Annotated in this window: 19 protein-coding genes; 12 read left to right on the plus strand and 7 right to left on the minus strand. The window is 61.4% G+C overall.

The annotated features are described in order from the left end of the window. Nucleotides 1-62 precede the first annotated feature (62 nt). From secA to HCZ87_RS00465, 3 genes are all read left to right on the plus strand, one after another. Nucleotides 63-2744, plus strand: a complete 2682-nt coding sequence (gene secA / locus HCZ87_RS00455) for a preprotein translocase subunit SecA (RefSeq protein WP_167641797.1) — start codon at nt 63-65, stop codon at nt 2742-2744. A gap of 142 nt (nt 2745-2886) precedes the next feature. Beyond that, on the plus strand, nt 2887-3786 hold the full coding sequence (locus HCZ87_RS00460; RefSeq protein ID WP_167641798.1) for a hypothetical protein: 900 nt from the start codon (nt 2887-2889) through the stop codon (nt 3784-3786). A 20-nt stretch (nt 3787-3806) separates the two neighbouring features. Then, entirely contained in the window at nt 3807-5360 is a 1554-nt protein-coding gene (locus HCZ87_RS00465) for a phosphate ABC transporter substrate-binding/OmpA family protein (protein WP_167641799.1), read from the plus strand. A gap of 57 nt (nt 5361-5417) precedes the next feature. Here HCZ87_RS00465 and HCZ87_RS00470 read toward each other — a convergent pair whose 3' ends face one another. Both HCZ87_RS00470 and HCZ87_RS00475 read right to left on the minus strand, forming a co-directional pair. Continuing rightward, nucleotides 5418-6476, minus strand: coding sequence for an ABC transporter ATP-binding protein (locus tag HCZ87_RS00470; protein WP_167641800.1), 1059 nt, complete (start codon nt 6474-6476; stop codon nt 5418-5420). Nucleotides 6477-6500: 24 nt separating this feature from the next. Next, nucleotides 6501-7292, minus strand: coding sequence for an IclR family transcriptional regulator (locus tag HCZ87_RS00475; protein ID WP_167641801.1), 792 nt, complete (start codon nt 7290-7292; stop codon nt 6501-6503). 141 nt (nt 7293-7433) lie between these two features. On the opposite strand from HCZ87_RS00475, the gene HCZ87_RS00480 reads away from it, so the two are divergent. From HCZ87_RS00480 to HCZ87_RS00520, 9 genes are all read left to right on the plus strand, one after another. Beyond that, nucleotides 7434-8687 (plus strand): ABC transporter substrate-binding protein, encoded by a 1254-nt coding sequence (locus HCZ87_RS00480; protein WP_167641802.1) that lies wholly within the window; start codon nt 7434-7436, stop codon nt 8685-8687. 141 nt (nt 8688-8828) lie between these two features. Further along, on the plus strand, nt 8829-9752 hold the full coding sequence (locus HCZ87_RS00485; protein ID WP_167641803.1) for a carbohydrate ABC transporter permease: 924 nt from the start codon (nt 8829-8831) through the stop codon (nt 9750-9752). Continuing rightward, on the plus strand, nt 9752-10600 hold the full coding sequence (locus HCZ87_RS00490; protein ID WP_167641804.1) for a carbohydrate ABC transporter permease: 849 nt from the start codon (nt 9752-9754) through the stop codon (nt 10598-10600). The genes HCZ87_RS00485 and HCZ87_RS00490 overlap by 1 nt, the downstream gene beginning before the upstream one ends. Further along, nucleotides 10597-12663 carry an alpha-galactosidase gene (locus tag HCZ87_RS00495; protein WP_167641805.1) on the plus strand — a complete coding sequence of 689 codons (2067 nt, stop codon included), beginning with the start codon at nt 10597-10599 and terminating at the stop codon, nt 12661-12663. The genes HCZ87_RS00490 and HCZ87_RS00495 overlap by 4 nt, the downstream gene beginning before the upstream one ends. A gap of 41 nt (nt 12664-12704) precedes the next feature. Beyond that, the gene (locus tag HCZ87_RS00500) at nt 12705-13475 is read left to right on the plus strand and encodes an SDR family NAD(P)-dependent oxidoreductase (RefSeq protein ID WP_167641806.1); all 771 of its coding nucleotides are present in this window, start codon (nt 12705-12707) and stop codon (nt 13473-13475) included. Continuing rightward, nucleotides 13472-14383 (plus strand): 2-dehydro-3-deoxygalactonokinase, encoded by a 912-nt coding sequence (locus HCZ87_RS00505; RefSeq protein ID WP_167641807.1) that lies wholly within the window; start codon nt 13472-13474, stop codon nt 14381-14383. The genes HCZ87_RS00500 and HCZ87_RS00505 overlap by 4 nt, the downstream gene beginning before the upstream one ends. 13 nt (nt 14384-14396) lie before the next feature. Then, nucleotides 14397-15002, plus strand: coding sequence for a 2-dehydro-3-deoxy-6-phosphogalactonate aldolase (locus tag HCZ87_RS00510; RefSeq protein ID WP_167641808.1), 606 nt, complete (start codon nt 14397-14399; stop codon nt 15000-15002). Further along, on the plus strand, nt 14999-15847 hold the full coding sequence (locus HCZ87_RS00515) for an SMP-30/gluconolactonase/LRE family protein (RefSeq protein WP_167641809.1): 849 nt from the start codon (nt 14999-15001) through the stop codon (nt 15845-15847). Before HCZ87_RS00510 ends, HCZ87_RS00515 begins: the two co-directional genes overlap by 4 nt. 7 nt (nt 15848-15854) lie before the next feature. Next, nucleotides 15855-17762 carry a beta-galactosidase gene (locus HCZ87_RS00520; RefSeq protein WP_167641810.1) on the plus strand — a complete coding sequence of 636 codons (1908 nt, stop codon included), beginning with the start codon at nt 15855-15857 and terminating at the stop codon, nt 17760-17762. A gap of 4 nt (nt 17763-17766) precedes the next feature. Here HCZ87_RS00520 and radC read toward each other — a convergent pair whose 3' ends face one another. The 5 genes from radC to flgG all read right to left on the minus strand — a co-directional run bounded on the left by radC (nt 17767) and on the right by flgG (nt 21220). Then, nucleotides 17767-18552 (minus strand): DNA repair protein RadC, encoded by a 786-nt coding sequence (radC, locus tag HCZ87_RS00525; protein ID WP_167641811.1) that lies wholly within the window; start codon nt 18550-18552, stop codon nt 17767-17769. A gap of 185 nt (nt 18553-18737) precedes the next feature. After that, entirely contained in the window at nt 18738-19271 is a 534-nt protein-coding gene (locus HCZ87_RS00530) for a flagellar basal body-associated FliL family protein (protein WP_167641812.1), read from the minus strand. Nucleotides 19272-19280: 9 nt separating this feature from the next. Next, complete coding sequence (gene flgH / locus HCZ87_RS00535) at nt 19281-20018, minus strand: flagellar basal body L-ring protein FlgH (RefSeq protein WP_167641813.1); 738 nt, start codon at nt 20016-20018, stop codon at nt 19281-19283. Continuing rightward, a complete protein-coding gene (gene flgA, locus HCZ87_RS00540; RefSeq protein WP_167641814.1) occupies nt 20018-20434 on the minus strand; it encodes a flagellar basal body P-ring formation chaperone FlgA in 417 nt (138 codons plus the stop codon). The genes flgH and flgA overlap by 1 nt, the downstream gene beginning before the upstream one ends. Beyond that, on the minus strand, nt 20435-21220 hold the full coding sequence (flgG, locus tag HCZ87_RS00545; protein WP_167641815.1) for a flagellar basal-body rod protein FlgG: 786 nt from the start codon (nt 21218-21220) through the stop codon (nt 20435-20437). Nucleotides 21221-21229 lie beyond the last annotated feature (9 nt).

The raw sequence follows: 21229 nt of genomic DNA on the forward strand, positions 1-21229 counted from the left end.
GCGAACACGGCGGGCAAGCCTGCCGGGAAACAAGGTCGTGAACTGGACTTTTTGGAGCGCACATGCTGGGTATCGGAACTCTCGCCAAAAAGGTCTTCGGGACCCCGAATGACCGTAAAATCAAGGCGACTCGGCCGTTGATCGCAAAAATCAACGCGTTGGAGCCGGAGTTCGGAGCGCTCAGTGATCAGGGGCTGAAGGACAAGACCGACGAGCTGCGCAAGCGGGCAATCGGCGGCGAAAGCCTGGATGATCTGCTGCCCGAAGCCTTTGCCAACGTGCGTGAAGGCGCGCGCCGCGCACTGGGTCTGCGGGCCTTTGACACCCAGTTGATGGGCGGTGTTTTCCTGCATCAAGGTAACATTTCCGAGATGAAGACCGGCGAAGGCAAAACGCTTGTCGCCACCTTCCCGGCCTATCTGAACGCGCTGACCGGCAAGGGCGTGCATGTGGTGACGGTGAACGAATACCTCGCCAAACGCGACAGCGAATGGATGAGCAAGGTGTTTGACCACCTCGGCATGACCACCGGTGTGATCTATTCCAACCAGCCCGACGCCGAGAAAATGGCGGCCTATGGCTGTGATGTCACCTATACCACCAACAACGAGCTGGGCTTTGACTACCTGCGGGACAATATGAAGCCCTCGCTGGATCAGGTCTTTCAGCGCTATCACAACTTTGCCATCGTCGATGAGGTGGACTCGATCCTGATCGACGAGGCGCGCACGCCGCTGATCATTTCCGGCCCCGCCGAGGATCGCTCGGATCTCTATAGTTCCATCGACAAGCTGATCCCGACGCTGGCCGAGGACCACTACGAGGTTGACGAGAAAACCCGCGGTGTGACCTTCACCGAAGAGGGCAATGAATTCCTCGAAGCCGCCCTGCAACAGGCCGGGCTGCTGGAGGAGGGCGCGAGCCTTTATGACCCGGAAAGCACCACAGTGGTGCACCATGTGAACCAGGCCCTGCGCGCCCATAAGCTGTTCCAGCGCGACAAGGACTATATCGTGCGCGACGGCAATGTTGTGCTGATCGACGAATTCACCGGCCGTATGATGCCGGGGCGGCGCCTCTCGGAAGGGCTGCATCAGGCGATCGAAGCCAAGGAAGAGGTGCAGATCCAGCCGGAAAACACCACGCTGGCCTCGGTGACCTTCCAGAACTATTTCCGCCTTTATGACAAGCTCTCCGGCATGACCGGCACCGCGATGACCGAGGCCGAGGAATTTGCGGAAATCTACGGTCTTGGCGTGGTTGAGGTTCCGACCAACAAGCCGATCGCCCGGATCGACGAGGACGACCAAGTCTACCGCACCGCCAAGGAAAAATACGAGGCGATGATTGCCGAAACCAAGGTGGCCCATGAAAAGGGCCAGCCGGTTCTCCTTGGCACCACCTCGATCGAGAAATCCGAACTGCTCAGCCATTTGCTGACGCAGGAAGGCATCCCGCATAACGTTCTGAACGCCCGTCACCACGAACAGGAAGCCAAGATCGTCGCCGAGGCCGGTCACTTCGGCGCGGTGACCATCGCCACCAACATGGCCGGTCGCGGCACCGACATTCAGCTGGGCGGCAACGTCGAGCTGAAAGTGATGGACGCGCTGGAAGCCAACCCCGACGCCGATCCGGCAGAGCTGCGCGCCGCCGAGGAAGCCAAACACGCGGCAGAGAAACAGCGCGTGCTTGAGGCTGGCGGCCTCTTTGTGATGGCCTCCGAACGCCACGAAAGCCGCCGGATCGACAACCAGCTGCGCGGCCGTTCCGGTCGTCAGGGGGATCCGGGCCGCACCCGGTTCTATCTCAGTCTCGAAGATGACCTGATGCGCATCTTTGGCTCTGAGCGTCTGGACAAGCTGCTTTCCAGTCTTGGCATGAAGGAAGGCGAGGCCATCGTGCACCCCTGGGTGAACAAATCGCTGGAACGCGCCCAGGCCAAGGTCGAGGGTCGCAACTTTGACATGCGTAAAAACGTGCTGAAGTTCGACGACGTGATGAATGACCAGCGCAAAGTGGTGTTTGCACAGCGCCGCGAGATCATGGCGGCAAAGGACAGCCACGAGATTGTCACCGATATGCGCCACGAGGTGATCGACGATCTGATCGACGTCTATATGCCGGCGAAATCCTATGCGGATCAGTGGGATACCGAGGGGCTGAAGGCCGAGGTTCTCGACAAGCTCGGCATTGATGTGCCGGTCGCCGACTGGGCCGCAGAGGAAGGCGTCGATGACGAACAGATCCGCGAGCGCCTGATTGAAGCCTCTGACGCGCTGATGGCCGAGAAAACCGCCGCCTTTGGCGAAGAGGGCATGGGCAACATCGAAAAGCAGGTGTTGTTGCAGACCATCGACGCCAAATGGCGCGAGCACCTGCTGACGCTGGAACATCTGCGCTCGGTCGTGGGCTTCCGGGGCTATGCTCAGCGCGACCCGCTCAATGAATACAAGAACGAGAGCTTCCAGCTGTTTGAGAGCATGCTCGATTCGCTGCGGGAAACCGTGACGCAGCAATTGTCCCGTGTGCGTCCGTTGAACGAGGACGAACAGCGCGAGATGTTGATGCAGATGGCCGCGCGTCAGGCCAGCCTGCAACAGGTCGCGACCCCAAAGGTCGAAGCCCCCGCCGAGGGATTCGTCGAGGACGATCCGTCAACCTGGGGAAATCCGTCGCGCAACGACAAATGCCCCTGCGGGTCCGGCGAAAAATTCAAACATTGCCACGGAAAACTGGCCTGATCCGCCGCGTCCTCGCGTCGGTCTAGGTGCTGAAATCAAAGCAAAACTATGGCAAGGAGCTGCGGACTCTCCATCTCCTTGCCATAGTGTGGCCCCCTTCCCGAATTACACTTCCTTAACCTTTTGAGGTGAGGAGAGTGCTATGGGTACACGAGTGACGGCCCTGACCGTGGCGGCAACTGTCGTTTGCGCATTGGGCACTGGTCTATACATGCAGAAACGGGCAGAGCAGCGGGCCACCGCGGCACCGTTGAATGTGGCCGCTCTTCCTGACATTCCCACCGATCCGATCTCTGGTGATCTGCTTATTCAAGACATGAGCTTCACCTCCGCCCCGCCGCCAGTGGACGCGCCCACCGAAACGGCGCAGTCCAGCGTTGCCTGTCACGGTGATATGACCGTGAGGGCCGAACCCGGGGCCATGCTGGCGGTCGAGATTGAGGCGCCGTGTCATGCGGGGGAACGATTCACGCTGCATCACGGTGGCCTCATGGTGACAGAGGCGCTTGACCATGACGGTCACTTCACCGGCAGCCTGCCGGCCTTTACCCCGCATGCGGTGGTGATTGCGGATTTCGTCACGGGGCAGGATCTGGACGCCGCCGTCGAGGTGGAGGATCTGCAATCGGTGGATCGTATTGCGTTGCAATGGCAGGGCAACAGCGGGCTGGAAGTGCACGCGCTGGAATTTGGCGCAACCTACGGCGACGCGGGCCATGTCTGGAGCCAATCCGCGCCGGGGCAGGGCACCGGGCAGGTGGATCTGATCGGTGCGCCGGAACAGTCGGCGCCCAATCTCGTCGAGGTCTATTCGCTGCCCCGCCGGGATGTGACAGAGCGCCGGGGCGAGGTTTCGGTGTCGATCGAGGCAGAGGTCACCGCCACCAATTGCGACCGCGCCATAGAGGCGGAACTGGTGGAATGGCGCGGCGGAAGGCTGCGTTCACGCGACCTTGTGCTGAACATGCCGGATTGTTCCGCCGTTGGTGACTTTCTGGTGTTGAATAATATTGTGGAAACCCTGAAAATCGCCTCCAACTGACGGGGACTACAGGATTTCTCATGAGCTATTTTCGTGCGGCGGTTTGCGCCGCACTCTGTTTGTTTGGCGCAGTCACCCCGGTTTCCGGGCAAGATGTGACATTGTCCTCGCCAGACGGCGCAATCGAGGTGACGGGAAACCTGCTTGGGTTTGACGGAGAGTTCTATCGGGTCGATACGCAGTTTGGCGAGTTGACGGTGGATGGCTCCGGCGTGCTCTGTGACGGACCGGGCTGCCCGAGCCTGTCTGACTTTGTGGCCGAGGTCACGCTTGCGGGCTCCTCTACCATGGCGGAGGTCCTGTTGCCCGCGCTGATCGAAGGCTTTGCCCTGCGCAACGGCTATCAGACCGCGCGCGAACAGACCGATTCCCGCGAGTTCGCCTATAGCCTGTCGCGCAATGGTCACGTGGCGGCGCGGTTCATTTTCTATATCAGCAATACGGACGAAGGCTTCGCCGATCTGCTTGCCAATCAGGCCGATATCGTGATGGCGCTGCGCGAGATCCGCGAGGCGGAGCATCTCTTGGCCAAGGAAGCCGGCATGGGGGACATGACCGTTTCCAACCGTGGTCGCGTTCTGGCGTTGGATGCGATGGTGCCGGTGGTGGCGCCGACCAATCCGGTGCGTCGGATTTCCCTGCCGCAGCTGGCCGGGATCTATGCCGGGAAGATCACCAATTGGTCGGAACTTGGCGGCCCCGACGCGCCGATCACCGCGCATCTGCCGGTTGCGGGCTCCGGCTTGGCGCAGGCGCTGGAGGACAAGCTGTTGGCCCCCGCCGAGCTGAGCCTTTCGCAAGACATCCGCCGCCATGATCGGGGGAGCACGCTGGTGCGCACCGTGGCGACCGATCCATTTGCGATCGGCATCGCCAGTTTTGCGGAAACCGGCACCGCGCGGATGCTGACGCTGACCGGATCCTGCGGGTTCTCGCTCAGCGCCGGGCGGCGGACCATCAAGACTGAGGATTACCCGCTGACCTCGCCGATGTTCCTCTATTTGCCGGCGCGGCGCCTGCCTCGTGTGGCGCGGGATTTTCTGACCTATGTGCGTGGCCCGGCGGCGCAAATCGTGATCCGACGCGCGGGTTTTGTCGATCAGGCGCCGGAGCGCATGCCGCTGGCGGTGCAGGGCGAGCGGCTGAGCAACGCGATCAAGGCGGCAGGGGCGGATATTTCGCTGACCGAGCTCCAGCGCATGGTCGTGGGGCTGGACGGGCTGCAACGCCTGACCCTGTCATTTCGGTTCGAGGCGGGCTCCTCCCGCCCGGACGCGCAATCGCGCAACAACGTCGCGCTGCTGGCGCGCGAAATCGAAGCAGGCGTCTATGATGGTCGGCGGCTGGTCTTTGTCGGGTTTTCCGATGGCGAAGGTCCGGCAGACGGCAACCGCGCCATTGCGCTCCGCCGTGCCGAAGCGGTGCGGCGGGCGGGGGAAAAGGCGGCGGAAACCGCCAATCTGGACCGGATCTCCATCGAAACCGAGGCCTTCGGCGAGGCGCTGCCGATCGCCTGTGATAACAGCGCCTGGGGCCGGCAGGTCAACCGCCGGGTCGAGGTCTGGGTGCGCTAACAGGGCCGCTGGGCCGTCGACTCCGACTCCCCGGCCCTTGCTATTCGCAAGCGCTCTCTATCGCAGCCGCGCTTCGGTCTTGGCGTCGAACAGCAAGACATCCGCATCGTCGAAATCGAGCCCGACGCGGCTGCCTTCGGACCAATCATCCTCGCCCCGGGTTTCGACAATGATCTTGGCGCCATCAGCGCAGATCAGGTGATCATAGGCCACGGGGCCGAGCTGTTCGCGCAGCTCCAGCGTCGCCGTATCGCCGTTGGTCAGGCGCAGATCCTGCGGGCGCAGGCCGACAGTGACCTCTGCGCCCTCGCTCGGCAGGGCAACATCAACTGCAATCATTCGCCCCCCCAAAGCGGGAAGCGCCAGTTTGCCGCCACGGACGATGCCGGTGACGAAATTCATGCTGGGGGAGCCGATAAAACCTGCGACGAATTTGTTGTCGGGGTCATTATAGAGCGCCATCGGCGTGCCGACCTGCTCCACCCGTCCGGCGCGCAGGACCACGATCTTGTCGGCCAGCGTCATCGCCTCCACCTGGTCATGGGTGACATAGACCATGGTGGCGCCGATTTCCTTGTGCAGCCGGGCGATTTCCACCCGCATATCGACACGCAGCTCCGCGTCGAGGTTCGACAAGGGTTCATCGAACAAGAAGACCTCTGGCCCGCGCACGATGGCGCGGCCGATCGCAACCCGTTGCCGCTGACCACCCGACAGCGCCTTGGGTTTGCGTTTCAGGTAGTCGTCGAGCTTGAGAATGCGCGAGGCCTCGGCGACCTTCTCCCGGATTTCGGCCTTGGGGTGGCCGTTCATCTTGAGGCCAAAGCCCATGTTTTCCTCGACCGTCATATGCGGATACAGCGCATAGGACTGAAACACCATCGCCACGCCCCGCTCGGCGGCATCCACATGCGTCACCTCGCGCGCGCCGATGTGGATCTGCCCGGAGGTGGTTTCCTCCAGCCCCGCGATCATGCGCAGGAGGGTGGATTTGCCGCAGCCGGAGGGGCCGACAAAGACGCAGAATTCGCCATCGTCGATCTGGAGATTGACGTCAAAGATGGTCTGGATTTCACCGTATTTCTTCACGGCATTGGTCAGTGTGACTCCGGTCATGGTGACGATCCTTCTGGCGGCGCGTTAGGTGGGAAACTGCCAGTTTTCGGCAGCCTCCGCGATGTCAGTGGCGGTCTTCAGCAGCAGCGGACGCAGGGCGTTGAGCCCCTCCAGTGACTGCCGTCGGGTGGATGAGGTGATCGAGAGCGCCCCGATGACCCGGCCCTTGTTGGTGAGGATCGGGGCGGCGATGCAGATGATTCCGGGTTCGTGTTCCTCGCGGTCAAAGGCGATACCGGCCTTTTGGATCTCGTCGAGTTCGGCGCGAAAGGCGGCTTCGGTGGCCAATGTATGCGGGGTGTGCTGCACATAGGCCTGGCGCCGGATGGCATCTTCACGGGCGGGGCCGTCCAGATGGGCAATCATCGCCTTGCCGACACCGGTGCAAAACCCGGGGCCGATCTTGCCGGCCTGGCTGAACATCTCGATCGGGGTGCGGGCGTTGCGCTTGTCCACATAGAGCACCTGACCCTGATCAAGCTGCGCCAGGTGAATGGTCTCTCCGACCTCTGCCGAGAGCGCATCAATATGATCGCGCGCCACCGGAGCGAGGGAGCTTTGCCGCCAGGCCGCATGCGCAAGGCGCACCAGACGCAGACCCGGGGAATAGGTTTGCTGATCCTCATTGAAGCCAAGCATCCCCTGATTCGTCAGGGTTTGCAGCAACCGGTAGAGCGTGGCTTTCGGGTAGGGGGAGGCGGCAAGCAGTTCGGCAAAACGCACCGGGCGGCCGTATTCCGCAACCCGATCCAGGATTTCCAATGCTTTTCCGACAGTTCCGTCATTGCTGCGCTGCGGCGCATTTGACTCTGCCATTGATGTCCTCCCTTGCGTCGTTGCGCCCGAAGGCGAACTGACTGTTGACAACCTTAGACAGTATCGGCCATGGTTTCAATAGTTGGAAATTGGTTTCAATATATGAAACATACGCTCCGACACTCAATATGGGAGGATACCATGAACTTGCTGAAGGGAACGGTCGCAGGGCTTGCGATGACCGTTGGATTGGCCGCATCCGCACAGGCCGCTGAGCTGAGCGGGACGCTCAAGATTTTCTCGGATATGTCGAACCCGGCGCCGCGCGCGGTGATCGAGCAGCTGGCGGCGGATTTTGACGCGTTGCACCCGGATCTGACGGTGGAGCTGACGGTGATCGACCGCGAGGCCTACAAGACCCAGATCCGCAACTTCCTGACCGCAAACGCGCCGGATGTGGCCAACTGGTACGCCGCCAACCGCATGCGGCCCTATGTTTCCGCCGGCCTGTTCGAGGATGTCTCTGATCTCTGGCAAGAGCCCGAAATCGCGGAAAACCTCGCCTCCACCAAAGGCGCGATGACGCTCGACGGCCAGCAATGGGGCGTGCCCTATACCTATTATCAGTGGGGCGTCTACTACCGCGAAGACATCTATAAAGAGCTGGGCCTGGAAGAGCCCAAAGACTGGGAAGGCTTCAAATCCAACTGTCAGAAGATCCTGGATTCCGGTCGCAAGTGCTTTACCATCGGGTCAAAATTCCTGTGGACCGCAGGTGGCTGGTTTGACTACCTGAACATGCGCACCAATGGCTATGACTTCCATATGGCGCTGACCAATGGCGAAATCCCCTGGACCGATGACCGCGTGCGGGCGACCTTTGCCCATTGGCGCGAGCTGATCGACATGGGCGCCTTCATCGACAACCACCAGTCCTACAGCTGGCAGGAAGCGCTGCCGTTTATGGTCAACGGCGAGGCGGCGGCCTATCTGATGGGCAACTTCGCCGTGGCACCGCTGCGCGAAGCGGGTCTGACCGACGAGCAGCTCGACTTCTACCAATTCCCGGCGATCAACCCGGATGTGGAACTGGCCGAGGACGCGCCGACCGATACCTTCCACATCCCGTCTGGCGCGCAGAACAAAGAGGCGGCACGGGAATTCCTGCGCTATGTGGTGTCTGCCGATGTTCAGACCGACATCAACGGCGGCGACAAGCTGGGTCAGCTGCCGGTGAACTCTGCCTCCTCGGTGGATGACGACGAGATGCTGAACCAGGGATTTGAGATGCTGTCGTCCAACAGCCCCGGCGGTATCGCGCAGTTCTTTGACCGCGACGCACCGGCGGAAATGGCCTCGGTCGCGATGGAAGGCTTTCAGGAGTTCATGGTGTTCCCGGACAATCTGGATGACATCCTGAACCGTCTCGAAAAGACCCGTCAGCGGGCCTATTGATCCTGACAAGCGGGCGGACATCCTCCGCCCGCTACCCCCTTTTGCGGTCTCTCGCGATCGATATCTGTCCGCAAGAGATCCAGCCGAATGATTGCCTGCCCCGGTGTCCGGCGCGGGCCCGATGTTCCGGGAGAAATAGCAATGTCCGACAGGTTGATGCCGCAGTCAGAGCGCGCGCCCAGCTGGATTCGCCGCAACCGACAGGCGATGGCGCCCTTTCTGTTCCTTCTTCCCGGGGTGCTGTTCTTTCTGTTCTACGTGATCTTTCCCGTCATTCAGAGCTTCAATCTGTCGTTCTATCGCTGGGATGGGCTGGGGGAGCCGGTCTATGTGGGATTGGAAAACTATACAGAGCTGATGGACGACCGCGCCTTTGAGGTCTCGCTCTGGAACAACTTCAAATGGCTGTTTCTCTATCTTCTGGCGATTCCGGCGGGGCTGGCGATCGCGTTGTTTCTCAATCAGAACGTTATCGGAATACGGCTTTACAAGTCTTTGTTTTTCTTCCCTTTTGTGATCAGTCAGGTGGTCGTGGGGCTGGTGTTCAGCTGGTTTTATGATCCCAGCTTTGGTCTGTTGAATCAGATCCTTGGTTTCTTTGGCTTTGGTACATTGAATGTTCTGGGGGATCCCACGCTGGTCACCTATGGCATTATCGCTGCCGGGCTTTGGCCGCAGACGGCCTATTGCATGATCCTCTATCTGACCGGCCTCAACGCGGTTGACCCCGAGCAGGTCGAGGCGGCGCGGCTGGATGGCGCCAAGGGGCTCAGAATGCTGTGGTATGTGATCATCCCGCAGCTGCGGCCGGCGACCTTTATTGCCTTTGTCGTGACCATTATCGGGGCGCTGCGCTCTTTTGATCTGATCTCCATCATGACCAATGGCGGACCGTTTGGCTCCTCGCGGGTGCTGTCGTTCTACATGTTCGAAAAAGCGCTGTCGGAATACGGTTTCCGCATGGGCTACGGTGCCGCCATCGCGGTGGTGCTCTTCCTGATTATGCTGCTGTTTATCGGCTATTTCCTGTGGTCGATGTACCAAGAAGAGAAAGGCGGCCGCTGATGTTTCCTCGTCCGATCCAGAAATCCTCGCGCGCCTGGGCCGCCACGTATCAGGCGCTGATACCGATGGCGCTGGTGCTGTGGTTGCTGCCACTGATCGCGGTGGCGGTCTTCTCCATCAAGCCGGACGCGGATTTCACCACTGGCAACTACTGGGGCTGGCCCTCCGCCTTCAAAGGGTTCGAAAACTACGGCAAGGTGTTCTTTGCCTCGGATATGCCGCGCTACTTGCTGAACTCGGTCTTTATCACGGTGCCGACGGTGATCGGCGCGGTGGCCTTGTCCTGCATGACCGGATTTGCGCTGGGCGTGTATAAGTTCCGGGGCAACCTTCTGTTGTTTTTCATGTTCGTGGCGGGGAACTTTGTGCCGTTTCAGATCCTGATGGTGCCGGTTCGGGATTTGACGCTGGATCTCGGGCTTTACAACACCAAGACGGGGCTGGTGCTGTTCCATGTGGCCTTTCAGACCGGGTTTTGCACGCTGTTCATGCGCAACTTCATCCGCGCCCTGCCGTTTGAGCTGATCGAGGCCGCGCGGGTGGAGGGCGTCGCGGAGTGGCGGATCTTCTGGTATGTGGTGCTGCCGCTGATGAAGCCGGCGATCGCGGCGTTGGCGGTGTTGATCTTCACCTTCATCTGGAACGATTATTTCTGGGCGGTGGTGCTGACCCAAGGGGCCGAGAGCCAGCCGGTGACGGCGGGGATCACCTCGTTCAACGCGCAATATCGCGCCGCCTATCACCTGATGAGCGCAGGCTCGATCGTGGCGGCGCTGCCGCCGGTGGCGATGTTCTTTCTGATGCAGCGGCACTTTATTGCGGGTTTGACCCTTGGAGCGGTGAAATGAGCGATAGGCTTCAGTTCTGGCGGGTCGATGCGCCGGGTCAAACGCTGGTTCTGTCTTCGGATGGCGGTCTTCCCGGCGCGCTCTACTGGGGGCCTGCGCTGCACCCGGAGACGGATCTGGCCGAACTGGCCCGTGCCACTGAACAGGAGGTGACGGGGGGGATGATCGACAGGCTGCCGCCGCTGTCGCTCTGCCCGGAGGCCTCGCTGTCCTTTGAGGGGCAGCCGGGGCTGGTGGCCTACCGCGAGGGCGTGGCGCTCTATCCGCGGTTTAAGCTGGAAGAGACCAATGGCGCGCAGTTCACCTGCCGGGACCGTGAGCTGGGGTTGACGCTGTTCTTTGATTTTGACGTGCGGGGCGAAACGATTGCGGCCTCGACCACATTGACCTCGGATGCCGAGATCACCCTGCATCACCTCGCCGCGCCAGTGGTGCCGGGGCCGCAGATGGGGCAGGAGATCGTGGATTTCTCCGGTCGCTGGATCGGAGAGTTCCACGTGGAACACACGCCCTGGCGCGCCGGCATCCACAAACGCGAGGCACGTTCCGGCCGTTCCGGGCATGAGCATCCGCCCTTGGCCTATTTCCCCGAAGCGCATGCAAGCAATACCCAAGGGACTGTCTTTGCGATGCACTATGGCTGGTCCGGTGGCCATGTCATGTTGGCCGAGGAGCTGCCCTCCGGGCGGCGGCAGATCCAATGGGGCCATGCCACGGGGACGCAAGCCGCAGGGACCACATTCCGCAGCGCGCCGCTCTATCTGGCGGTGTCGCAACGAGGGTTCAACGGCTGTGCGGTCGCCTTTCAGCGCCTGCTGCGCGATCATGTGGTGGTCTGGCCCAAGCCCGAGACGCCGCGCCCGGTGCATTATAACTGCTGGGAGGCGGTCTATTTCAAACATGACCTCACCGTTCTGCGCGAGATTGCGGCGCGCGCGGCGCAGCTCGGCGCGGAGCGTTTCGTGCTGGATGATGGTTGGTTCGGCAAGCGCGACGATGACACCTCCTCCCTCGGGGATTGGGACATTGACCGGCGCAAATGGCCCGATGGGCTGACACCGCTGATTGAGCATGTCGAAAGCCTTGGCATGACATTTGGCCTTTGGGTTGAACCGGAGATGGTGAACCTCGACAGTGATCTGGCTCGGGCGCATCCCGACTGGATCCTCGGGCCGGTGGATCAGATCGAAGGGCGCCAGCAGCGGGTGCTGGATCTGTCGCGCGATGAGGTGCGGGAGCATCTGTTCCAGAAGCTCGCAGCGATCCTGCGCGAGAACCGCATTGATTACCTGAAATGGGATCACAACCGCTTGCTCCCCATCGCGGATGCGGCGCAGGCAGAAGGCGTCTATGCGCTGTTGCAGGATCTTCGCAGTGCCTTCCCGCAGGTGGAGATCGAAAGCTGCGCCTCGGGCGGAGGGCGGATTGATGCGGGCATTCTGGCCCATACCCAGCGGGTTTGGCTCTCCGACAGCAATGATGCGCTGGAACGGTTGCGGATCCAGCATGATGCGGCGCTGCTGTTGCCCATGGCGGTGACCGGATCGCATGTCGGGCCACGCAGCTGCCATACCTCCGGGCGGACCTTGGACATTCGGATGCGCGCTTGGGTGGCAGCGCAGCGGCATATGGGGTTCGAGATGGACCCGCGCGAGCTGACCGAAGACGAGGCCGAGGTGCTGCGCCGGGTCACCACCTGGTGGAAACAAAACCGCGATTGGCGGCTGGCGGCGGATATCCTGCGGCTCGACAGCGCTGACCCGAGCGTGATCGCCGAACAGCAACTGGCGGCGGATGGATCGCGGTTTGTGGTCTTTGCGGGCAAGCAGCGTGCGGCAAGCCAAATCATGCCGCGCCCCCTGCGCCTGACCGGCTTGGATCCGCAGGCGCTCTACCGGGTTGATCTGGTCAACCGCGACGAGCTGCATCACCTGTCGCGCGGCACCACCGCGATAAAACAAGGCCCGCTAACACTGAGCGGCGAGGTCTTGATGCAGCAGGGGCTGACCCTGCCCTGGCAATTTCCCGAAACGATCTGGGTCGTCGAGGGGCACAAATTATGATCAACGGCCCTTTGGGAACGTAACGAAAGAAAGCGACTGCTATGGATTTAAACGCAACGTTTCATGATCTCGACGGCGCCTCTGTCTTTATTACCGGCGGTGGCTCGGGCATCGGGGCCGCGCTGACCGAGGGCTTCTTGCAACAGGGGGCCAAGGTCAGTTTTGTCGGTCGTTCGGATGCGTCGGATTTTGTCGATCAGATGGAAGCACAGACCGGGAACCGCCCGCTGTTCTTGCAATGTGACATCACCGATACGGCTGCCTTGCAGGCGGCAATTGCACAGGCAGCAGCGACCAACGGGCCGATCTCGGTGCTGGTGAATAACGCCGCCAATGATCAGCGCCATGCCACGCTGGAGGTGGACGAAGCCTTCTGGGACTGGTCGCAAGCGATCAACATCAAGGCGTATTTCTTTGCCTGCCAAGCGGTTATTCCGGGCATGCAGGCGCTGGGTGGCGGCGCGATCGTGAATTTCACCTCGATCAGCTACATGATGGGCAACAGTGGCTATCCGGCCTATACGAGCGCAAATTCCGGTATCAACGGGCTGACCCGCAGCCTTGCGCGCGAGTTTGGCCCGGACCGTATCCGCGTCAATGCGTTGGCGCCCGGCTGGGTTCTGACCCAAAAACAGATGGACAAATGGGCCACGCCAGAGAGCCTCGCGGCGCATCTGGACCGGCAATGCCTGACCGACCATCTGGCGCCGCAGGACATTGTTGAATCAACTCTGTTCCTTGCGTCCAAGGCCAGCCGTATGGTCACGGGCCAGTCGCTGGTGGTCGATGGCGGGGTCGTGGTGTCGGGATGACGGAGGACGCGGACACCAAAGCAGCCTGGGTCGCGGCGGATTGGGGTACCTCGCATCTGCGTTTGTGGCCGATGGCGGCAGACAACCGTCCCCTGTGTCGCATCGACTCGGACAGGGGTATGGGAACGCTCGAACGTCAAGGCTTTGAAGCGGCATTAATCCCCTTGTTAGAGCCTTATTTATCACCTGACAGGGTCTTGGATGTGCTCTGTTGCGGCATGGCGGGATCGCGTCAGGGATGGATCGAAGCCCCCTATGCCGAAACCCCCTGTCCGCCGCCCTCTTTTGCGCAGGCAACGCGGGCTCCCTGTGGTGATAGCCGCCTTGCGGTGCATATTCTTCCGGGCGTAAAGCAAATGGAGCCGGCCGATGTGATGCGCGGTGAGGAAACCCAGATCGCCGGTGCCTTGGCGCTCAAGCCGCAGCTGGATGGGGTGATCTGCCTGCCCGGCACACATACCAAATGGGTGTCTGTTCAAGCCGGAGAAATCCAGCGCTTCGCCACGTTCTTGACCGGAGAGCTGTTTCAATTGCTGAGCAAACACTCGGTCCTGCGGCATAGTTTGGCTCCAAAAGGCTGGGATAGAGCCACATTCGAGGCCAGTTGCCTTGACGTGATCGAACGCCCGCATGCGTTTGCGAATATGCTGTTCAGCCTGCGCGCAGAAGGCTTGCTGAAGGATCTTGATCCGGTGATCGCGCGCTCCCGGGCCTCGGGCTATGTGCTGGGGATGGAGATCGAGGCAATGCGCGCGCAGTGGCAGGACCGCAGCGTCGTGATTGTCGGCGAAGATGAGATCGCAGGCGCCTATGCGGCGGCTCTGGGCACCCAGGGCGTGGTCGCGCAGGTGATGGATGCCGAGGCGGTGACGCTTGCGGGGCTTTGCGCCGCTCGAAAACAAATGTGATGAGGATCAGAAGATGAGCCGGAATATTATCGCAATTCTGCGAGGGCTGACGCCGGATGAGGCGCTGCCGGTTACGGACGCGCTGCTTGACGCGGGGATCACCCGGATCGAGGTGCCGCTGAACTCGCCCCAGCCGTTTGAGAGCATCGCGACTATGGTTTCTCATGCCGGTGCGCGGGGTCTCATTGGGGCGGGAACCGTGTTGGACACCGAGGCCGTGCAGCGGCTGCAAGACATCGGTGCGGGCATGGTGGTCTCGCCCGATTGCAATCCACAGGTCATAGCCGCGACCAAGGCCGCCGGCATGCGTTCCTATCCCGGAGTGTTCACCCCGACCGAAGCCTTTGCCGCGCTGCGCGCCGGGGCCGATGGGCTCAAGTTCTTTCCGGCCTTCAAGCTGGGCATTGATGGGTTCAAGGCGCTCAAGGCGGTGTTGCCCGCGGAAACCCAGACCTTTGCGGTTGGCGGCGTTGGGCCCGAGAATTTCGCCGATTGGATCGCGGCTGGCATCACCGGGTTTGGCGTTGGCTCGAACCTCTACAAACCCGGTTTCAGCACGGCCGAGATCGCTGCACGGGCCAAAGACATGGTCGCAGCCTATGACGAGGTGACATCATGAGCAGCCCGGAGGTGTTCAGCAACACGCGGTGTGAACTGGGAGAGGGCGCCTTGTGGCACCCGCTCCGCCAGCAGTTCTTTTGGTTCGATATCCTTGGCAAGCGACTGTTGACGGTCGAGGACGGCAACGAACGCATTTGGCAGTTTGACGAATGCGTGTCCGCCGCCGGATGGGTGGATCAGGACAGTCTGATCATGGCGAGCGAAACCGGCCTCTGGCGGTTTGACCTGAAGACCGGGGCGCGCGATCTGCTCTGCCCGCTGGAGGCAGACAACCCCGTGACCCGCTCCAACGACGGGCGCGCGGATCCTTGGGGCGGGTTCTGGATCGGCACCATGGGCTTTGACGCAGAGCCCGGCGCGGGGGCGATTTACCGCTACTTCCGGGGTGAGCTGCGGGTGGTGGTTCCCGATGTGACGATCTCCAACGCGATTTGCTTCGCGCCGGACAAGAGCTGCGCCTATTATACCGATACGGCGGATGGAAAGATCATGCGCCAGCCTCTTGCCGCGGCCGACGGCTGGCCCGAGGGGCAGGCAGAGGTTTTCGTCGATCTCAGCGCAGAGGAGTTCGGCCCCGATGGGGCGGTCGTCGATGCCGCCGGTAACCTCTGGAACGCGCAATGGGGGGCGGGGCGCGTTGCCTGCTATTCGCCCAAAGGTGCCTTGTTAGAGACTGTTTCTCTGCCGACGCCGCAAACCTCTTGCCCCGCTTTTGGCGGCGAGACCCTTGAGACGCTTTTTGTGACGACAGCGGCGGTTGGCGACCTGCCCGCGCCTGCGGGGCAGACATTTGCCATCGCAGGCGTGGCCGTCGGCCAGCGCGAACACCCGGTCATTCTGTGAGGCCACTATGAAACGTACATTGGGCACCTGCTACTACCCGGAGCATTGGCCTCAGGACATCTGGCAAGACGACACCTCGCGCATGGCCGATGCGGGCCTGACCTGGGTGCGGATCGGCGAATTCGCCTGGTCCAAGATCGAACCGAACCCGGGGGAGTTCGACTGGAGCTGGCTCGACAAGGCGATTGAAACGCTGGGTGCAAAGGGGCTGAAACTGGTATTGGGCACCCCAACCGCCACGCCGCCCCGCTGGATGGTGGCGCGTCACCCGGATATGTTTGCCTGCGATGCTGAGGGACGCGCCCGGGGCTTTGGGTCGCGGCGGCACTATTGTTTCAGCCACAAGGGCTATTTCGCCGAGAGCCAGCGGATCACCCGCAAGATCGCCGAACGCTACGGCGCCAACCCTCATGTGGCCGCCTGGCAGACGGACAATGAATATGGCTGTCATGACACCACCATTAGCTATTCCGATTCGGCGCGCGTGGCCTTTCGGGACTGGCTTCGGGTGCAGTTTGGCGACGATATTCAGGCGCTGAACCTCGCTTGGGGCAATGTGTTCTGGTCGATGGAGTATCGCGATTTTGCGGAGGTCGACCTGCCGAACCTTACGGTGACAGAAGCAAACCCGGCGCATGTTCTGGCCTTCAAACGGTTCAGTTCTGATCAGGTGGTGGCCTTCAACAGGGCGCAGGTGGAGATCATCAAGGAATATTCCGATGCGCCGATTGCCCATAACTATATGGGGCGGGTCACGGATTTTGATCACTTCAAGCTGGGCGAGGATCTGGAGATTTCCAGCTGGGACAGCTACCCGCTGGGCTTTCTCGAAGACCGGGTGGGCGCCACGCCCGAGGATCAACGCGCCTATGCGCGCCAGGGCGATCCGGATTTCCAGGCCCTGCATCATGATCTCTACCGTGCCGTGGGGCGCGGGCGATGGTGGGTGATGGAACAGCAACCCGGGCCGGTGAACTGGGCGCCCTACAATCCCGCGCCCCTGCCGGGCATGGTGCGCCTCTGGAGCTGGGAAGCCTTTGCCCACGGTGCCGAGGCGGTCTGCTACTTCCGCTGGCGGCAAGCGCCCTTTGCGCAAGAGCAGATGCATGCGGGGATGCTGCGCTCTGACAGCGCGGAGGCCCCTGCCATCGTTGAGGCGCGGCAAGTGGCCGAGGAATTGGTGCAGGCGCCCGAGGTGCAGCCCGCGCAGGCACCGGTCGCGATCCTGTTTGATTACGACGCCGATTGGGCCTGGTCGACGCAGCCTCACGGCGCGGGACTGAGCTATTTCTCTTTGATCCTCGATCACTATAAGGCGCTGCGTCGGGCGGGGCTGACCATTGATATTCTGCCGCCCACCACGCGGGATTTTTCCGGCTACAGCTTGGTTCTTGCGCCGGGAATGATGCATATGCCGCAGGATCTGAAATCCGCGCTGGCCGAGAGTGATGCACAGGTTCTGTATGGGCCGCGCAGCGGCGCGCGCGATGGGCATTTCAGCATTCCGACCTCCCCGTTGCCGCCGGCACTCACCGGCCTGGATGTGCAGGTTGCGCGGGTGGAAAGCCTGCGCCCCGATATGCCGGTGACGCTGGAGGGAGGCGGCGCGGTGGTCGGCTATCTTGAGGTGCTGGAAGGTCAGGCTGAGGTTGTCTTGCAAACCGAGGCGGGTTTACCGGTGGCGCTCCGGGCAGGGCGGCAGACCTATTGCGGCGGCTGGCTGGATGGTCCCGGCCTGGATCGGCTGATCGCCGATTTGGGCAAGGCGGCGGGTCTGGTGATGCGTAAAATGCCGGAGGGGGTGCGCACCCGCCGCACTGCGACGGAGGAGTTCTGGTTCAACCATCGCGCAGAGCCGGTGGAAACCGAGGTTGGCGTGCTGCCCGCCGCTGGGGTGCTGCGCCGGACGCTTTGAGAGGTCAGAGCAAGCCCTCGGAGCGAAAGGACAGCTCGTCAGAGGCGCCAATAATCAGGTGATCGTGGAGCGCAATGCCAAGCGCCTCCACGGCGGCCTCCACCTTGCGGGTCATTGCGATATCGGCCTGCGACGGCGTCGGGTCGCCCGAGGGGTGGTTGTGCACCAGGATCAGGGCGCTTGCGTTGAGTTCCAGCGCCCGCTTGGCAACCTCGCGCGGATAGACCGGCACGTGATCGACGGTGCCGCGCGCCTGTTCCTCGTCGGCGATGAGGACGTTCTTGCGATCAAGGTAGAGCACGCGAAACTGTTCCGTATCACGATGGGCCATGGCGGTATGGCAGTAGTCCAACAGCACATCCCACCCCGATATGACCGGGCGCTGCATGATCTTGGAGCGTGCCATGCGCTGGGCGGTGGCCTCCAGGATCTTGAGGTCGCAAATCACCGCCTCGCCAATGCCAGAGACCCTGGCCAGACGTTCAGGGGAGGCGGTCACAACCCGGTTCAGATCGCCGAACTGATCAAGGAGCTTGCGGGCAATCGGTTTGACATCCTTGCGCGGGATGGAGCGAAACAGGATCAGCTCCAGGAGCTCATAATCCGGCATCGCCGCGGCCCCGCCCTGCATGAACCGCTCCCGCAGGCGCGCACGGTGATCCTTGATGTAGGAGGGCAATCGCCCCTGCGGCATTGGTGCTGCGGTGGCTTCGTCCTCCTCTGCCGTGCCGGCGAGGCGATCACCAAACAGGGGCAACATCTGCTCTTCAAAATGACCGGAGCGTCCCATGGCGCGTCCTCCCACCATCATCGTGCTGCGATGATGGTTGAAGAATCGTTAACCAAGACGAGGGCTTCTGCGTTCGGACGCCGAAGGCGCTGACGGTTTTCCGTTGCTTTTGCGTTGCGCCAGACAGGGATGCATTGCAACTGTGCTGACGGCAATGGTGTTGGCGCCATTGCCGCCGCGTGAGATCAGACATCCTGACGGGTGATGTCCAGAATGAGGACATCCACCAGATCCTTGCCAAGAAAACGCCTGCCTTCTTCGCGCAGCGACGTGCGAAGCGGGTCGAGCACTTCGGATCGGGTAAAGGCACCTCGAAACCCACCCATGTTGGCGTGATCAAAGAGAACCCGCAAAAACACATCCCGCAGTTTGGGTTCAAAAGAATGCACTTTTTCGGCCAGTCCGGGTTTGGTTTCGAGGCTCAGCGAAACCACCACCATCGAGGTGAGCTGATCGCGCTCGACAACCGGGATCACGAACTGGTTGCTGATCTTGATGAAGTCGTTGGGGATTGCGTGTTCGTCATCGCTGTGCCCATCTTCATCGTGTCCGGCATCCTCAGCCATTTCTTCGCCATGGCCGTCACCATGGTCGGCGCCCTCTTCGGCGGTCATGGCGTCGTGTTCCTCGGCAGGAGGTGGTGCGAGCATGATGCCCGCACCGATCCCGCCGCCGACTCCGATCAAGAGCATGAGAATAGGGAGTAATTTCGACAACATCTCAGTACCTCAGAAGGGAAGGATTGCATCCAGGACCTGTTGGCCATAGCGGGGTTGTTGCACGTCGGTGATCTGTCCGCGACCGCCGTAGGACACACGCGCAGAGGCGATCTTGTCGTATGTGACCTCGTTCTGACGACTGATATCATCCGGGCGGACATAGCCGGAGACCAAAAGTTCGCGCAATTCGAAGTTTACCCGCAATTCCTGCGAGCCGCTGATCGCCAGAACCCCATTGGGCAACACATCCACCACCGTGGCGGCGACGCGCAGTTCCAGTTTTTCGCTGCGCGCAACAGAGCCGCTGCCCCCAGAGGAGGAGGAGCTGCCCAGATCAACAAGATCCGCACTGGATGCACCGGTGGGCAATTCGTTGTCCAATCGTTGCGGCAAGCCAAGAAGCTGCGGCAGTTTCATGCTCTCCGACGAGCTGCGCGAGCGATCCGTTTCATTGGAAATCGAGGCTTTTTCGTCGATTTCGATGACCACTGTCAGGATATCGCCTTTTTTGGTGGCGCGCCGGTCCCCGAGCAGGGACTGGCGTGACCCGCTCCAAAGCGAGGAGTGATCCACCGCACGCTGCGTCTGCGAGGTCAGGGGCAAGCCCTGATACAGCATGGCGACATGTTCGTCGGTTTCATTGGCCGGCGTGAAGCTGGGCGGTTTGCCGATATGGTCCATCCGGGCGCAGCCACTGAGGAGCCCAAGACCAAGAACGGCACATTTTGCTACGAGTGTGAGTTTCATCAATTTACCTCGATATTTCCGTCCGCCCTGATCCGGCCAGTGACCGTGGTGCGCGAGGACAGGTTCATGACGCGGATGTATTCTCCTTCCGCGCCGCGGCCGAGTGAGCGGCCTTCTGTTGTGATCTCTAGTCCGCCCTGGCTGAACACCAGTTTCACCATGTCGTTCCGATCCACGATGGCCGGAGGGCCGATGTCGCCGGGGTGAATGGGGCGGCTTGCATAAAGCGCGATACGGGCTTCCTGTCCGATCACCTCTTGTGGATTGCTCAACGCGCCTGGAGACTGAGTGTTCTTGAACATCAGATCTTCGGCACTGATGATTTCCTTGGCCCGGATTGTGCGAACCGGCACGAGGATATCGGCCAGTGCAGACTGGGCGCAAAGCAATCCGACGAGGGCGAGCAGGAGTTTCATTTACCGTACCTGTGTGGTTGCCGACATCATCTGATCAACGGCGGAAATCACTTTGGAGTTCATCTCGTAGCCGCGCTGGGCTTCGATCAGTTCAGTGATTTCGCGAACCGCATCGACGGAGCTGTCCTCCAGATAGCCCTGCCGCAAGGTGCCAAGCCCATCGCTGCCGGGATCGGAGGTCACCGGCTGGCCAGAGGCTTCGGTCTGCTTGAACAGGTTGCTTCCGATCGCTTCCAGACCTTTGGCGTTCGTGAAACCGGAGACAGTGAACTGCCCCAGAAGCTGCGCCTCGATGCTATCGTCAAAATAGGCATAAAGTTCACCTTGGGCGTTTGCGGACAGCGAGGTGACATCGTCGGGAACGGTGATTTCCGGCGATACGGGGTAGCCATCATTGGTCACGACCAGACCTTCGGCGGAGCGTTTGAACGACCCGTCGCGGGTATAGGCGGTGTCGCCGGAGGGCAGGGTCACCTCAAAATACCCGTTGCCATCAATCGCGAAGTCCAGATCGTTGCCGGTCTGCGATAGCGCGCCTTGGTTCAGGTAAATCGAAACGGCAGAGGTCCGCACCCCGAGACCAACCTGCACACCTGTCGGCAGCACCGTGCCATCAGACGCATTGACGGTCCCGGCGCGGGAGACCTGCTGGTAATGCAGGTCAGCGAATTCCGCCCGCCGCGCATTATAGGCGGTGGTGTTCATGTTGGCGAGGTTGTTGGAGATGGTTTCGACGCGCAGCTGTTGCGCGCTCATCCCGGTGGCGGCGATCTTGAGTGCACGCATGAGTCTCTC

The sequence above is a fragment of the Phaeobacter sp. HF9A genome (assembly GCF_011806385.1).
Classification (GTDB): Bacteria; Pseudomonadota; Alphaproteobacteria; order Rhodobacterales; family Rhodobacteraceae; genus Epibacterium.